Origin of the sequence: Pseudomonas gingeri (assembly GCF_013385425.1) — a bacterium.
GTDB classification, from domain to species: Bacteria; Pseudomonadota; Gammaproteobacteria; order Pseudomonadales; family Pseudomonadaceae; genus Aquipseudomonas; species Aquipseudomonas gingeri_D.
In genome coordinates this window covers 22898-38427 of the sequence record NZ_JACAQA010000010.1, presented here as the reverse complement: position 1 = coordinate 38427, position 15530 = coordinate 22898, and the positions used below count along the sequence as shown (strand labels likewise).

12 protein-coding genes and 1 pseudogene are annotated in these 15530 nt (G+C 62.0%); 7 read left to right on the top strand and 6 right to left on the bottom strand.

The window, feature by feature from the left end; all coding sequences use genetic code 11:
• The first annotated feature begins 9 nt into the window (after positions 1 to 9).
• The 4 genes from HX830_RS15395 (at position 10) to HX830_RS15380 (ending at position 4050) form a co-directional block, all read left to right on the top strand.
• Positions 10 to 2184, top strand: a complete 2175-nt coding sequence (locus HX830_RS15395; protein WP_152740007.1) for an FUSC family protein — start codon at positions 10 to 12, stop codon at positions 2182 to 2184.
• Entirely contained in the window at positions 2174 to 2374 is a 201-nt protein-coding gene (locus HX830_RS15390; protein ID WP_040064387.1) for a DUF1656 domain-containing protein, read from the top strand. The genes HX830_RS15395 and HX830_RS15390 overlap by 11 nt, the downstream gene beginning before the upstream one ends.
• Before the next feature lie 10 nt (positions 2375 to 2384).
• Positions 2385 to 3245: an efflux RND transporter periplasmic adaptor subunit gene (locus HX830_RS15385; RefSeq protein WP_152740006.1), complete on the top strand. Its 861-nt coding sequence runs from the start codon at positions 2385 to 2387 to the stop codon at positions 3243 to 3245.
• Between the two features lie 469 nt (positions 3246 to 3714).
• Entirely contained in the window at positions 3715 to 4050 is a 336-nt protein-coding gene (locus HX830_RS15380; protein WP_152740005.1) for a DUF6124 family protein, read from the top strand.
• 248 nt (positions 4051 to 4298) lie between these two features.
• Here HX830_RS15380 and HX830_RS15375 read toward each other — a convergent pair whose 3' ends face one another.
• From HX830_RS15375 to HX830_RS15360, 4 genes are all read right to left on the bottom strand, one after another.
• Positions 4299 to 4991, bottom strand: coding sequence for an RES family NAD+ phosphorylase (locus tag HX830_RS15375; RefSeq protein ID WP_152740004.1), 693 nt, complete (start codon positions 4989 to 4991; stop codon positions 4299 to 4301).
• Entirely contained in the window at positions 4985 to 5389 is a 405-nt protein-coding gene (locus HX830_RS15370; protein WP_152740003.1) for an antitoxin Xre-like helix-turn-helix domain-containing protein, read from the bottom strand. The genes HX830_RS15375 and HX830_RS15370 overlap by 7 nt, the downstream gene beginning before the upstream one ends.
• A 135-nt stretch (positions 5390 to 5524) precedes the next feature.
• A complete protein-coding gene (locus HX830_RS15365) occupies positions 5525 to 5923 on the bottom strand; it encodes a DUF4440 domain-containing protein (protein ID WP_152740002.1) in 399 nt (132 codons plus the stop codon).
• Positions 5920 to 7140: an MFS transporter gene (locus HX830_RS15360; protein ID WP_152740001.1), complete on the bottom strand. Its 1221-nt coding sequence runs from the start codon at positions 7138 to 7140 to the stop codon at positions 5920 to 5922. The genes HX830_RS15365 and HX830_RS15360 overlap by 4 nt, the downstream gene beginning before the upstream one ends.
• 109 nt (positions 7141 to 7249) lie before the next feature.
• Here HX830_RS15360 and HX830_RS15355 point away from each other — a divergent pair, with 109 nt between their 5' ends.
• Positions 7250 to 8140, top strand: coding sequence for a LysR family transcriptional regulator (locus HX830_RS15355; protein WP_152740000.1), 891 nt, complete (start codon positions 7250 to 7252; stop codon positions 8138 to 8140).
• Positions 8141 to 8284: 144 nt separating this feature from the next.
• Here HX830_RS15355 and HX830_RS15350 read toward each other — a convergent pair whose 3' ends face one another.
• Positions 8285 to 9109, bottom strand: coding sequence for an SDR family oxidoreductase (locus HX830_RS15350; protein ID WP_152739999.1), 825 nt, complete (start codon positions 9107 to 9109; stop codon positions 8285 to 8287).
• A 9-nt stretch (positions 9110 to 9118) separates the two neighbouring features.
• Positions 9119 to 9523, bottom strand: coding sequence for a thioredoxin domain-containing protein (locus HX830_RS15345; RefSeq protein WP_152739998.1), 405 nt, complete (start codon positions 9521 to 9523; stop codon positions 9119 to 9121).
• A 391-nt stretch (positions 9524 to 9914) separates the two neighbouring features.
• On the opposite strand from HX830_RS15345, the pseudogene HX830_RS15340 reads away from it, so the two are divergent.
• Both HX830_RS15340 and HX830_RS32135 read left to right on the top strand, forming a co-directional pair.
• Positions 9915 to 14219 (top strand): annotated as a pseudogene (locus HX830_RS15340) (SpvB/TcaC N-terminal domain-containing protein); the annotation flags it as partial.
• Complete coding sequence (locus HX830_RS32135; protein ID WP_255916949.1) at positions 14217 to 15470, top strand: Ig-like domain-containing protein; 1254 nt, start codon at positions 14217 to 14219, stop codon at positions 15468 to 15470. The pseudogene HX830_RS15340 and the gene HX830_RS32135, both read left to right, overlap by 3 nt.
• Positions 15471 to 15530 lie beyond the last annotated feature (60 nt).

Sequence of the window (15530 nt, the reverse complement as noted above, 5' to 3'; positions counted from 1 at the left end):
AACCGCGTCATGACTCCCTTGCCCGCCCCGGTGCGCTGGCTGTACTCCCTGGAATGGCGTCGCGGCTTCTTTGACTGGGCCCGTAGCGACGGCGTGACCTGGATCTATATCTTCAAGGTCCTGGCCGCCGCCTTCCTCACTCTGTGGCTGGCGATGCGCCTGGAACTGCCGCAGCCGCGCACCGCGATGATCACCGTGTTTATCGTGATGCAGCCGCAGAGCGGCCATGTGTTTGCCAAGAGTTTCTACCGCTTCCTCGGCACCCTGGCCGGGTCGGCGGTGATGGTCGCGCTGATCGCCCTGTTCGCCCAGTACACCGAACTGTTTATCGGCGCGCTGGCGATCTGGGTCGGGCTTTGCTCGGCCGGCGCGCAACGCAACCGCAACTTCCGCGCCTACGGTTTTGTCCTGGCTGGCTACACCGCCGCGATGGTCGGCCTGCCGGCCCTGGCCCATCCGGAAGGGGCCTTTATGGCGGCGGTATGGCGGGTACTGGAAATCTCCCTGGGGATTGTCTGCTCGACCTTCGTCAGCGCCGCGATCCTGCCGCAGACCTCCAGTGCGGCCATGCGCAATGCGCTCTATCAACGCTTCGGCGTGTTTGCCGGATTTGTCAGCGCCGGCTTGCGCGGTCCCCATGCCAGCGCGGCGTTTGAAAGCGCCAATATCGGTTTTATCGCCCAGGCGGTGGGGCTTGAGGGCCTGCGCAGTGTCACGGTGTTCGAAGACCCGCACATGCGTCGACGCAATGGCCGGCTCAATCGCCTGAACAGCGAATTCATGACCCTGACCACCCGTTTCAACGCCCTGCACCAGTTGCTCGAACGCCTGCGCAGCCGGGATCGGACGCAGGTGCTGGCGGCCATCGAACCGGGTTTTCCGGGACTGGGCGAACTGCTCGACGATTTTGCCGGACGCGCCCTGACCGACGCCGATGCCCAGCGCCTGGCGAGCCGCCTGGCCGATTACAAACTGGGGTTGCCGGAGCAGGTACGCAGCCTGCGGGCGAGTTTCCTGCAAAGCGAACCGAGCGAAGCCGACCTGCTGGATTTCCACACCGCGTATGAACTGCTTTATCGCTTCGTCGAGGAACTGCACAGCTACGCCCTGACCCATGCCTCCCTGGCCGATCACCACCACGAACGCGAACAGTGGGACGAGCCTTATGTACCGAAAACCAACTGGCTGGCGGCCTCGGCCTCGGGGATTCGCGCTGCCTTCGTGCTGATCGTGCTCGGCAGCTACTGGGTGGCAACCGCCTGGCCGAGCGGGGCGACCATGACCCTGGTCGCCGCGGCCACGGTCGGCCTGGCGGCGGCCACGCCGAACCCCAAGCGCATGGCGTTCCAGATGGCCTGTGGCACCTTGCTCGGGGCGTTGATCGGTTTTGTCGAGATGTTCTTCGTCTTCCCCTACATCGACGGCTTCGCGCTGCTGTGCCTGACGCTTGCGCCGGTGATCGTGCTCGGCGCCTTCCTGGCCTCGCGCCCGGCGTACGCGGGTGTCGGCCTGGGCCTGCTGATCTTTTTCAGCATCGGTTCGGTGCCGGACAACCTGACGATCTACAACCCCTATGCCTTTATCAACGACTACATCGGCATGGTCATTGGCATGCTGGTGTGCGCGGCGGCGGGGGCGATCATCCTGCCGCCCAACAGCCGCTGGCTATGGCGGCGGCTGGAGCAGGACCTGCGCGAACAGGTGGTGTTCGCCATCAGCGGCAAGCTCAAGGGCCTCGGGTCGACCTTTGAAAGCGGCACCCGCGACCTGCTGCACCAGGCCTATGGCCTGGCCGTCCGGCAGCCGAAAGTGCAGAGCCAACTGTTGCGCTGGATGTTCGTGGTGCTGGAAGTCGGCCACGCCATTATCGAGCTGCGCAAGGAACAGGCGATCCTGCCGGTGCACCCGGCCTATGCCGAATCGCAGCCGTGGCGCCAGTCGATCCGGGTCATGGGGCGGGCGCTGATGCGCCTGTTTATCCAGCCCAACGCGAGCAACCTGGAGCGCGCCCTGGTGGCGGTGGACCACGCTATCAGCCGGGTCCAGTCCACCGACGAACCCTTTGCCCGGCACTTCGACACCTCGGCGCTGCGCCGGGTGCAGAGCTACCTGCACTTTATCCGCACCTCGTTGCTGGACCCGCAATCCCCGTTGGCCGACCTGAGACTCTCTCATGCCCCGTGAAATCGCTTTCCACGGCGTCTATATGCCGACCATGACCCTGATGTTCCTGATCGCGGCCGGGCTTGGTTGGGCGCTGGACCGTTTTATCGCCAGCCATGACCTGTACCGTTTTTTCTGGCATCCGGCGCTGTTGCGCCTGAGCCTGTTCTGCTGCTTGTTCGGCGCCTTGGCGCTCACTGTCTACCGTTGAGAACGACCTGATGAAAAAGCTTTTCAGCCTGATCGCCACCTTGCTGGTCCTGGCCCTGGCGATCTGGATCGGCCGGGTCCTGTGGGTCCAGTACATGGAAACCCCCTGGACCCGCGATGGCCGGGTACGCGCGGATATCATCAACGTCGCGGCGGACGTCACCGGTGAAGTGGTGGAGGTGCCGGTGCGGGATAACCAGGTGGTGAAAAAGGGCGACTTGCTGATGCGCATCGACCCCGAGCACTACCGGATTGCGGTCAAGCAGGCGCAGTCGCTGGTGGACTCGCGCAAGGCCACCTGGGAGATGCGCAAGCTCAACGCTCATCGCCGCGCCGACCTGGACAACCTGGTGATCTCCAAGGAAAGCCGCGACGACGCCAGCAACACCGCCGACGCGGCCCTGGCCGACTATCAGCAGGCCCAGGCGCAGCTGGAGGCGGCGCAGTTGAACCTGGCGCGCACCGAAGTGCGGGCGGCGGTGGACGGTTACGTCACCAACCTCAATGTGCACCGTGGCGACTATGCGCGGATCGGCGAGGCGAAGATGGCGGTGGTCGATATGAACTCGTTCTGGGTGTATGGCTTCTTCGAAGAGACCAAGTTGCCGCATCTCCAGGTGGGTGATCCGGCGGATATGCAACTGATGAGCGGCCAGGTACTCAAGGGGCATGTGGAGAGTATCTCGCGGGGGATCTATGACCGTGACAACCCTGAGAGCCGCGAGCTGATCGCGGATGTGAACCCGACGTTCAACTGGGTGCGCCTGGCCCAGCGGGTGCCGGTGCGGATTCATATCGACCAGGTGCCGGACGGGGTGCTGTTGGCGGCGGGGATTACCTGCACGGTGATCGTCAAGCCGGCGGGAGCCTGAAGATCTCTAAAAGCTTCGCGGGCAAGCACCGCTCCCACAGGTTCTCAGTCGTATGCAGTATTCAGGTACGACTTAAAACTGTGGGAGCGGTGCTTGCCCGCGAAGAGGTCCTCCAGAGCGCTAAAAGCTTTGGGGTTAACCTCGAACAGCAAGACAACTCGCTTTCCCTTGAGTGAAATTTCCTAGAAAATCCTGGGCGCTTGTTTGTGCCTGATTGCGCGACTAGGCTTGATTTCGTCACTGCCAATTCAGTGACCGGGTTTAGCAGCTCGTCGTGTAACTAGGCGCACAGCGCCACCTTCAGCAAGGCGCTTTTTTTCGGCCCTGCTTTTATGGTGGTCGTGCGCAGGGCGCCTCACGGCGCGCCGGGTTCCTAGTGCACCGGTCTGCTAACCTGCGTACGGCTGCCACCCCCTCGTTTAGCAGCGATGGTGGCGGCTCCCAAACATGCACTTGGAGTACTTGTACTATGTTCAAGATCACGCCCAATCCTCCGCTATCAACCAGCGCCGAAATCATCGACCCCCAAGCTGCCGATCGTGCTTTCGCACACTATGACCTGGGGCCGCATCAGCGTCCGAAATCCTCCTGCGCTTACCCAATGCCGCCATCCAAAAGCCGCGAAGATGCGCTCGTCAACGCCTATGCCGTCCTGCAATCGGCAGCGGCCACGGCCTATGAGCACGCCGACAACCAGAGCGGTTCCAACCGACAGGTGGCGATGGGGGTGGTGCACTTGATCGAGTTGGCTCAGCGGTGGGTGGATTTGGTGTTGGATGAGCAGGCTGGCGCCGTCACGAACTGACCGCGATCAGTCAGGCCTGAAACACACATTTTGTAGGAGCCGGCTTGCTGGCGATGGCGTCCGCACAACCGACGCAAGGCTCGCCGGCCTCTTCGCGGGCAAGCCCGGCTCCTACAGTAAGCTGCCGCTCACCAATCTTGTGTACGACACAACCCTGTAGGAGCAGGCGGTTCGGCGTCCCGACTTGCCCGCGAAGCTCTTGGCGATCTTAGGGGCTCCACAAACACCCGCTTCTCGCACCATCACGATCAGGCGCCGGTGATCTGGTTGACACCGGTGATTTTGCCGTTCCAGATCATTTCGTAATGAGCGGTTTGAATGATCGATAAGACCGGGCGTGGGGTCATCAGCGCCCAGCAGTGGTTGCCCGGATGGCGCACGGATCGGTAGCGCAGGCCGGGGCACCGGTCACTCTTGACCGCCTTCCCCAATGCGTGGGAATGGGTGTAGTCATCCGGATCATAAATGGGGTCTGCCAGAGGGATGGACATGGCATCTTTCATCGCCGCGTCAGTGAACTGACAAGAAAGCCCCCGGAAAACAAAACGTTCGTAGTTGAGGCCCTGCACCTTCGACCAGTAATGGTTCTGGTGATGCCGCACCTCGGCCAGTGCCGTTTCCATCGTATCGGCCAGATACAGCACGCCAAAACTGCCATCGCTGAACCGCGACCCCGCCGGATTGACGTGAGTGAAGGGCGCCGTCGCGTAGGCGCATCCGGGAATGCCGAAGGGGATCTCGCCACGTGGGATCAGTTCCAGCCGACCCAGCTCATTCTGCAGCCTTGGATTGGTGAGGGCCTGAATCTGGTAAAGCACCTCGAACTCATCCGCGTCCGCCACGTCATCGAACAAGGCAATCGGTGGGAACTTGGAATTGACCAATCGGTAAGCTTGCAAGTGCTCACCGGGCAACGTCGGCAAATCGCCTGTTTTCACCATTGCGCGCCCCGCAGGGCGTCAATCCGCCGAAACGTTTCGTACAGCGAGATCATGTCGCCCTGCGCCATGATGTCCAGCGGGGCACGTCCGTTGAAAAACTCGTTATCGTTCGCCATCGCCGGAAAACCATAGGCGTTCTCGGGATTATCGAAAATGCCGCGCAAGGCCGCGTGGATGTTCAAAACGAAGCTGATTCGTTGCATCTGGTCGGCATCCAGTCCAACGGACCACTCGGGATCACGCTGTTTGGCACGGGTGTAGGTGCTGCGGGAAATACGCAAGATACGACAGGCCTGGTCACTCGAGGCCTGCCATTTTTCGAGTACGCCCACGGCGGCTCTCAGACCTGTCACGCCATGCGCTTTGGTCAGTCCTGGAGCAGGTGAGGTGACTGTCATGATCATATCCTTGAAGTATAATCTGTAGACTCAATAATATTAAAATTGAGTCTGTAGATTTTAATCCTACTCTTCCAAGGCTGACAGTGCCACAGGCTGCCTTATGACTGCCCCAAAAAAACATGTACTGATTTCTCAGGCCTGAGTGAAGGTCTCATGCAGATGCCGCCACAGCACCGGCCCATCCGACTGTTTCTCAAACACCGCCGTCGATAGCCGGTCTGTACGCGTGCCCGTGTCATCGGCCTGCCATTCGCGATAACGAACGATGGCGCCGGCTTCGTGCAACGCAAACACTTCAAGCTCGCCCAGGGTGATGGCGCAACCCGGTCGACGTCCGCCCGCACCGGCAAACAGCTCGCCCAATCCCGACTTGTCCAATTGCCTGCCCGTCGGCGTGACCATTGAAAAGGCTTCCGAGAACCGCGCCAGCAGCGGCGCCAACGCGTCGTTCTCCAGGGCTCCGGCAAACCATTGCTCGATGACTTTATGGGCTTCGATCACTTCATTGAGGTACAGCGCTTTATCGCTCATGCAGGTTCTCCTTGTTTGGGGGTTAACAGTGCCAGCACCGCTGGCGTATCGAGACGAAAGACGGCGAACAGCGGCACCAGGGTCAACGCCGCGGCAATCAGAAAACAGCCGTGAAACCCGAACGGCGTGCTACCCAACTGATCCAGCAGTCCCATCAGCAGCGCCGCGCCGAGGCAGAAGCTCAGTTGCCGATTGATATTCCACACCGAGCTGGCGTGGCCCATGCGCGGTAACTCGACATCGAGAAACGCGCAGTTGTGCGCGGTACTGCTGCACAGGCTGCCGCCGAGGCCCATCAGCGCATAGGCGATGATCGGCAGCGGTCCGTGGGGATCAATGATCAATACCAACAACAGGATGCCCAGTGCCTGGGCGAACAGGCCCGCCAGCAACAAGGGCTTGGGGCCGAGTCGGTTGAAATGGCGCTTGCCGAACACAATCGCCACCCCCGAGGCCAGTGCCCAGGGCAGCATCAGGGCGCCCGTCTGCGCCGCGCTCGCCCCCAGGCCACGCAGATAGAGAATTGCCACCAACTGGGTGCCGATAAACACCCCGGGGACGAACAGGTACACCAGCATCGCCAGGCGCAACAGCGGAATACGTGCCACCTGGGCTGCACTCCACAGGCCGCGATGGCTGAACCCTGGCCGCTGGGCCGGGCGCACGTCCGGCTTGAACCACAACCCGGTCAGCAGCAGAGGCAGCAGTGCCAGCGGGATATTGGCGTAGAAGATCCAGCGCCACGACGCATGGTCGACAATCAGCCCGCCCAGCGCCGGGGACAAGGCCGGGATCAACAGGGCCACCAGCATCATCCGCGAGGTCAGACCGGCGCGTTCGTTCACCGGGTAGTTGCGGTAGGCCATGGCCTGTCCGACCGGGATCAGCAAACCGCCGCCCAGGCCCTGCACCAACCGCCAACCGATCAGCGCCTCGATGGAGCCGGCCTGGGCCACGCACCAGGAGGCCACGGCGAACAGCACCAGCGAGGCCGCGATCAAGCGTCGCTCGCCGACCAGCGCCGCCAGCCAGACACTCAGGGGAATGATCGCCGTCAGCCCGAGCATATAGGCGTTCCCGACCCAGGCCAGTTGCGTCACCGTGGCCCGCAGCTCATGGCCGATTTCCGGGTAGGCGACATTGGCGACAAACATGTTCACCAGGTCCAGGGAAAACCCCAGCAGATACACCAGGGCGATTTTCGAGCGATAGCTCATGACGGTCTCCATCGGATAAGGCGACAGGTTAGGTCGCCGGCAAGGCTTGGGAAACCGCGCATTGACTGCTAGTTTGTCAAAAATATTTTGACAATGGAGACCTTGACCCATGGTCAGCCTGGATCGTTTCGAGACCTTCAAGACCGTGGTAGAGGCCGGTTCGCTGACCGCCGCCGCCGAACGCCTGGGGCAGACCCGGGCCGTGGTCAGCTTTACCCTCAAGCGCCTGGAGGCCGAACTGGGGGTGACCCTGTTGACCCGCAACACCCGGCGCCTGGCCCTGACCGAGGCCGGCGAGCGCTTTTACGGGCGCTGTCTGAGCATGCTGGAACAGGCCCGGCTGGCGATCGACGAGGCGCGTTCGGAACATACGCAACTGCGCGGCACGCTGCGGATCACCACCACGGTCGAATATGCCCTGGCCAAGGTGGTTCCGGCGCTGGAGCTGTTCCGGCGGATTCACCCGGAGTTGAAGGTGCATCTGTCGACCTCCTCGACCCACGCCGACCTGATCTCGGAACGTTTCGACGTGGCGATCCGGCTCGGCCAGGTCTCCGATTCCAATCACCGTGCGACGCAGCTCAGCACCTTCAAGATCTTTGCCGTGGCCTCGCCGGAGTTTGTTGCCGGGCTACCCGGCGGCGAGTTGCACACCTTCGAGGACTTGCAACAGGTGCAGAGCCTGGTGCATCGGCGCCTGGGCGATCTGGGCCTGACCCATGTGCAGAGCGGCGAGCCGTTTTTCTTCCGGCCGGCGGCCGAGCAGTCACGGATCGTCGCGGACAATTCCTCGGTGCTGCGCGGTTTTGCCCTGGCGGGGCAGGGCGTGGCGATTTTGCCGGATTGGCTGGTGCGCGAAGATCTGGAAGCGGGGCGGCTGTGTCGCCTGTTGAATGACTTCCGCTTTGTCGAACAGGGAATTTACGCGCTGTATCCGGACACCCGGCATCTACCGTTGAAGGTGCGGGTGTTTATCGACTTCATGAAAGACCACGCCTGAGCACAAGGCTGGCTGTGGGAGCGGAGCTTGCCCGCGAATGCAGGCACCGCGGTTTTTCAGGTACACCGCGTTATCGTTCTTCGCGGGCAAGCTCCGCTCCCACACAAGCGCTCTCTGCCAGGCTTGAGTGAGCGTGACCGGTTGTTACAGCCGTACGCTCAAACCAAAGCGCTTCATCAACACCTTTTCCAGCAACCCCTTGGGCAGCAACCAGGCCATCAACGGCAATGCCCGGCTGCCATTACCCAGGCGCAACAGGCGCGGCGGCCGGGCCTGTTGCACGGCCTTGAGCAAGTCGGCGGCCACGCTGGCCGCCGGGGTCGGATTGTTCTGCGAGGCATTGGCCCGTGCGCGAATACCCTCGCGCAGCGGCCACCAGGGCGATTGCTCGCCAATCAACTGTTCAGCCTCATGCCCGGCATTCTTGGCAAAGCGGGTATCGATGGCCCCGGGCTGCACTTCCATCACCCGGATCCCGAACGGCGCCAACTCCATGCGCAAGGCATCGCTCAAGGCATGCACCGCCGCCTTCGAGGCGCAATAAGCCCCGGCGAACGGCGTCACCAGCACCCCGGACACGCTGCCGATATTCACCACCAGCCCTCGGCCGCGGCGCAACACCGGGAGCATCGCCCGGGTCACCCCGACAATGGAGAACACATTGGTTTCGAATTGCCGACGCATCGCTTCAACCCCGCCATCGAGCAGCGGTCCCATGGCGCCGTAACCGGCATTGTTGATCAGCACATCAAGGCCGCCGCACTCGGTGTTGAGCCGTTCGCCGAGTCGCCGCAGGGCATTGCCATCATTGACGTCCAACTGCACGGCGGTGAACCCGGCTGCCGCGAGCGCCGCGACATCATCGGCCCGACGCGCCGAAGCCCAGACCTGGTAACCCGCGTGCTTGAACACATCCGCCAACGCGCGGCCGATGCCGCTGGAACATCCGGTAATCAGGGCAACGGGCATGGCACTTCCTTAGTGGGCTTGTCGAGAGTCGAAGATCTCCGAGAATACCCCGTTCGGGACAAAAATGAGCGAATCGAGGCCCTTCTTTACCTCGTCCTTTTGCGTGCCATACATGTGCGTCTGGGCGCCATGGCCATCGAGGAAAAACAAGGCCGGAACGAACTCAATCTTGATCTCCGGCTGGAACAGTTTGAAGATCGGATAACTGATCTGATAGAACGCCACCCGATCCCGGTAAGGCCCTGATGCCAGGGCTTCGAGCAAGGGCTTGAGCTTCTCGCACGGCGGACAGTGACGTTTATAGACCAGCACCACGGCGGGTCGGGGCCGGATCAATGGCACCTCCAGGCTGCCCAGCTCTGCCCTGAACGCTTGTCGAGTTTTTATCTCGATGACCGTGTTCGTCCCTTTCATGCTCGATACCCTGCCGCCCTGTTTCGGTGTTGGGAGTATTCAACGTCAAATGTGATCCAATGTAACCTGTCAGAAATGACGGGTGTCAAAGTGCCATCATTGCTAGGCGAGTCGGCTGAAAGAGTGTTACAGCAGGTGTACTTCCATAAATTCAAGGGGTTGCGGGCAGGAATCGGAGGACTACGTTGTAATGGATGGGTCGTTTTATGCTCGATCTTGGTCGTTAATAGTGAGTCATGGGGTCACGTTATCGCCTGGGGCCGGCCGGCATATGCCCTGTTTGATGCTTTCTTATTTCGTTAATCACTAAAAAACTGTCATTTCTGACAGTAGATGAGGCCCCCGGATTGCGCCCACATTAGCTCCCAGCAGATCTGCCTGGAGCCCGGCGATGGACCCACAAGAGAACTTCAGCATCACGCCGCCGTCGCTGCCCAAGGGCGGCGGCGCGATTCAAAGCATCGGCAAGGGTTGGGGCGAGGTAGGCTCCACCGGCAAGGCCTCCTTTGACCTGCCGTTGCCGATCTCGCCCGGACGCGGTTTCGCCCCGGCCCTGACCCTCGGTTATGGCAGCAGCGTCGGTAACAGCCTGTTCGGCATCGGCTGGGTATTGTCGTTGGGTTGCGTGGCACGGCGTACCAGCAAGGGCGTTCCGGATTACACCGATGACGATGTCATGCTCGGCCCCGACGGCACCGTGTGGATGGCCGAGCGTGATGCCGACGGGAAGATCATTCGCAGGCCCGTGAATAGCTATCGAGGCCTGGAGCTGGGCATCGACTATCAGGTGGCGCGTTACTTCCCCCGTATCGAAGGGGCGTTCGAACGGATCGAACATTGGCGTTCGGCGGACGACTACCCGGGGTTCTGGTTGATTCACGGGGCCGACGGCAGCCTGCACCTGTACGGCTACAACAGCTCGTCACGCAGTACCGACCTGGAAGATCACCTGCGCGTCGGCGAATGGCTGCTGGAAGAAAGCCTCAATGCCCTTGGTGAACATATCCTCTATGAGTACGCTGGCGAAGACCATGCCGGGATGCCTGACGATACGCCGCGCGACTTTCGCGCCCAGTGTTATCTGAGCCGGGTGCGTTATGGCAATGCCGAGGCGAACGCGCACCTCTACCACTGGGTGCCGGGACAGTTGGAGCAGGTGCAGTGGCACTTCGATCTGATTTTTGACTACGGCGAGCGCGACACCGGGGTGGAGGACATTCCCGCCTACGAGCCGACGGGCGTGTGGCCGGTGCGCAGCGATCCTTTCGCAACCTACGGCTATGGCTTCCTGCTGGGTAACCTGCGCCTGTGCCGACAGGTGCTGATGTTCCACCAGTTCCCTGAACTGGGCAGCGAACCGCTGCTGGTGCAGCGCTTGCTGCTTGAATATCGGACCACTGAACTGGGCTACAACCTGCTGTCCGCCGCGCACCAGCAAGGTTATGACGAGCAGGGGCAAATCCAGTCGCGCCCGCCCGTTGAGTTCAGCTACTCGGCGTTTGAACCCGAGGACAGTGAGTATCAAGAATTCGATGCCATGCCCGGCCTGAACGACGGTCAGCAGTATCAACTGGTCGACCTGTATGGAGAGGGCCTGCCGGGTGTGCTCTATCGCAGCGACAAGGCCTGGTACTACCGTGAGCCGCTACGGGCGCAGCCGGCGGAAACGGCCGATGAGGTGGTCTACGATTCGTGGCGGCGACTGGACGCCATCCCGGTGATGGACAGCCGCAAACCGGTGCGCCAGTCGCTGATGGACCTCACCGGCGACGGCCGCCTGGACTGGGTGATGGCGCAACCCGGCGTCAGTGGTTTTTTCACCCTCAACCCGGATCGCAGTTGGTCCAGGTTCGTCACCTTTGACGCCTTTCCCGTGGAGTTCTTCCACCCGCAGAGCCAACTGGCCGACCTGATGGGCGCCGGCCTGTCCGACCTGGCCTTGATCGGTCCGCGCAGCGTGCGGCTGTATGCCAACCGCCGGCGCGAAGGTTTTGCCTCGGGCAAGGATGTGGCGCACTTCATCGAAACCGCGCCCGATGATCGTCTCCCCGTGCTGAGTCCGGCGCCGACTGAACTGGTGGCGTTCAGCGATGTATTGGGCAGCGGCCAGCAGCATCTGGTGCGCATTCGCCATAACGAAATCGTCTGCTGGCCCAACCGCGGCCACGGTCGTTTCGACCCGGGCTTTCGCCTGGGCACCTTGCCCTATACCTACGAGTCCTTCGACGCTTCGCGGGTGTTGCTGGCCGATCTTGACGGCTCCGGCGCGGCGGACCTGATCTACCTCACCAGCGACCATGCCGAGATCTTCATGAACCGCACCGGCATGGGGTTTGAGGGCACGCCACTGATCCAGCCCTGGCCGCCGGGCGTGCGTTATGACCGGCTGTGCCAGGTCAGCACCGCCGACCTGCAAGGGCTCGGTTGTTCCAGCCTGGTAATCACCATCCCCCATATGAAACCCCAGCATTGGCGTGTCGATTTTGTCCAGGCCAAGCCGTATCTGCTGCACAGCACCAACAACAATATGGGCGCGGTGGGGGAGGTGATCTACCGCAGTTCGGCCCAGGAATGGCTGGATGAAAAACAGGCGTTGCTGGCGGCGAATCTGGAGCCTGTCAGCTATGTGCCGTTTCCGATGCCGGTGGCCGTCGAGCAGATCCAGCTCGATGAAATCACCGGCAATCGGCTGACCCAGCGCTTTGAATACTGCCAGGGCTTCTACGATGGCCAGGAGCGCGAGTTCCGCGGCTTTGGCCTGGTGCTGCAAACCGACAGCGACGTCACCGGCGACGAACAGCAACTGGCCGGTTTTACCGCGCCGGTGCTGCGCAAGAGCTGGTTCCATACCGGGCGCCTGCCCGACCTGCCGGGCCTGGACTATGACCGCTCGGACAGCGCGGCTCGGCCCCTGGGTACGGCCTTGTTGCTGGCGCCGAAAGTCGATTCGACCGACGACATCATCAGCGACGCCGATGATCTGACCTGGCACGACATGGCCTACGCCCTGGCCGGCATGCCGCTGCGGGTCGAGGTATTCGGTCTCGACGCCGACGACCTGTTGCAGGACCGGCCCTACTCGGTGCAGCAATCGCGTTATGCCGTGCGTCTGTTGCAACGGCGCAACGAATTCCAGCCGTACTGCAGAATGCAGCCGCTGGAACTGGAGTCGATTGCTTATACCTACGAGCGTCAACCTGACGACCCTCTGTGTCAGCACCATATCAGCCTGGCCTGGGATCCTTATGGCGGGCTGATCCATGAGGTGACGGTCGACTATGCCCGGCGCAAGAGCGTCAGCGACGATCCACCGTTCAGCGAAGTCCATGAGCAAACCTGGTGGCGCGCCGCCCACGACGACGCCCAGCGCTTTTACTACCTGAACGAAAGCCGCGCCCAATTTATTCACCTGGATGATCCGGAAGGCTGTCGTCTGGGCTTGCCCTACCTGTCCCGTGGCAACGCGCTGGTGCTGCCGAAGGCGGTGCTGGGGCCGGAGGATATTTCCCATGAGTCGATGCTCGACCGTCTCAATGCGCCGCCAGCGGGTGACTACCAGCGGGTGCTGACGCAGTTTTCCGTGCAGCGTTATCAACAGGCCGGCCAGACCCTGCCGGCGGGGCAGGCCAGTTTCGAGGCGCTGGTCGACTTCCTGGAGTCCGCCGAGCTGGATGAGGCGGCGCTGCAGGCGTATGCGTCTGTGCTCAGTCCCGCGGAGCTGGAGGACAAACTGCCCGGGCTCGGTTATCGGCCCATTGAGGCCATGTTGCCGACGGAACCGGACAGGGTGTTGTGGTCGACCCGCAAGGGCTTTATGACCTACGCTGAATTGGACGGCTTCTATCGGCTGATCAGTGCCCGGCCCACCGAAAGCCAGGGGCCGACGGACATCGAGTTCGATGCCTATTACTGCCTGCCGATCAGTGTCACCACGGCCGATGAGTGTGTCACCCGCGTGGACGCCGCCGATTACCGGTTCCTGTTGCCCCGTCGCATCGTCGATCCGAACCAGAATATCCAGGAGGCCTGCTATGACGGTTTTGGCGAGCTGTCGGCCAGCAGTTTCCATGGCACCGAGGCGGGCGTTGCGCTCGGTTTCGATCCGATAGACGAGTACCAGCCTGTGGCCCGCCTACCCGCCGAAGCCATCGCCGATCCGGACGCGGCGTTGCAGGGGGCGGCCAGTGCCAGCTTTCGTGATGCGTTCAGTTGGATGCGGCAGCGTGAGCCGGTCCATGCGGCGGTCCTGCAAGCCGACCGTTACCCGGCACCTGCGGACAATCCCGGGCGAAAAATCCGTATCGCCGTCCAGTGCTGGGACGGCTTCGGCCGCGCCTTGCAGACCAAGCAGAAAGTCGAACCGGGGGACGCCTACCAGATCGCGGCCGACGGCACTCTGGTGCTGGACGGCGACCAGCCCGTCAGCGCCCCGGCCGCCGAGCGCTGGCGGGTCAGCGAACGGGTCGAATACAACAACAAGGGCCTGGCGGTACGGGTCTACCGACCTTACTTCGCCGATGGCTACCGCTATATCAAGGACGAGTCCTTTCGCGTCTTCGGGCATTGCGACCAGCAATTCTACGATCCGCTCGGGCGCCCGACCCTGACCCTCACCGCCATGGGCTACAAGCGCCGCCAGCGGTACCTGGGGTGGTACGGGATCGCCGAGGACGAAAACGATACCTGGGGGGAGGTGGAGGAAGAGTCCCCAACGCTTCCGGTGGTCGCTACCTTGACCGTGAGCGCTGGTCAAAGAGCTGCCAATGGTGTGGATGCCCATACGGCAACTGTCACCGTCAAGGATGCCAATAACCGTCCGGTCGAGGGCGTTACGGTGGTGTTTCCCGCTATCCCGGACGCCTCCCGCAATCCTCCCTACGGCGATACCAATGCGCAGGGGCTGGTCGAAACCCACATCACCTCGACCGTGCCTGGCACCAAGAGGGTCAGCGCCACGCGGACTGATGGCATGGTGGAGGGCGTTCCGAAGACCGTCGAATTCGGTTCGTTTCAACTGGTGTTGGAGATGGACACTGACCATGGGCTCGTCAGCGATACGGAAAAAAACAACTGGATCATGGCGACGGTACGTCTGAGCGATGGCTCCCCGGCTCCGCGGGGCACCCGGGTAACGTTTGACCCGGTCGATGACGTTGTTTTTAGCGCGAGCTATTGTGTGACCGCGGGCGATACCGGCCGATGCCCTGTGATGCTGGGCAGTACCGTGGCGAAGACGCACACCATCACTGCCAGGCTCGCGGGGGAACTTTCAGAAGCGCAGGTCGACGCGACATTCCTTCACGGGGCGTACGATCCAGCCGCTTCCACCCTGGAACCTATCGAGGGTGACAAGAGGGCCGATGGGGTGGACGCGCACCTGGCAACCGTGACGTTGCGTGATACCTACGGCAACCCTTACACCGCGACTACAGCATCTTCCTATGTCCTGTTCCCGGCGGTCGCCGGCGTCACCATTGACCCTACCGCGCCAGACCGCTGCGAGTTTGTGCCGGGTAGCGCCACCACCAGTGCCCGTATCACGTCGCAACTCGCGGGCACCTATTCCATTACGGCGACCTTTGGCAATGGCGCTGGCATAGGACAACCGCAGACGGCGAGGTTTATTGGTATCGCCGGGGATGAAAGCCGTTCGACCTTCAGTGTCAGCGAGGGGAGCCAGCCGGCCGATGGCTTGACCGCGCATACCGTCACGGCCTTGATCCTAGATTCCGCCGATAACCCCTTTGCGGGCGCTACCGTGTATTTCGGAACGACGGGCGCGACGTTGCTAGAGACAACCTGTGTCACCGGGCCGGATGGGACCTGTTCGGTGGATCTGGTCGCGACCACGCCAGGTACGAAAGAAGTGAGGGCCAATCTCAATCGCAGGGTGGGTGGGACGCTGATTTACCTGAGTAACAATCCTCAGTCTGCGCAGTTTTCTTGAGCCGAACCTTGGAAGAATCCTCAATGGGTAAGGACGCCTCTAACAGTTGAAAAGTTCTCA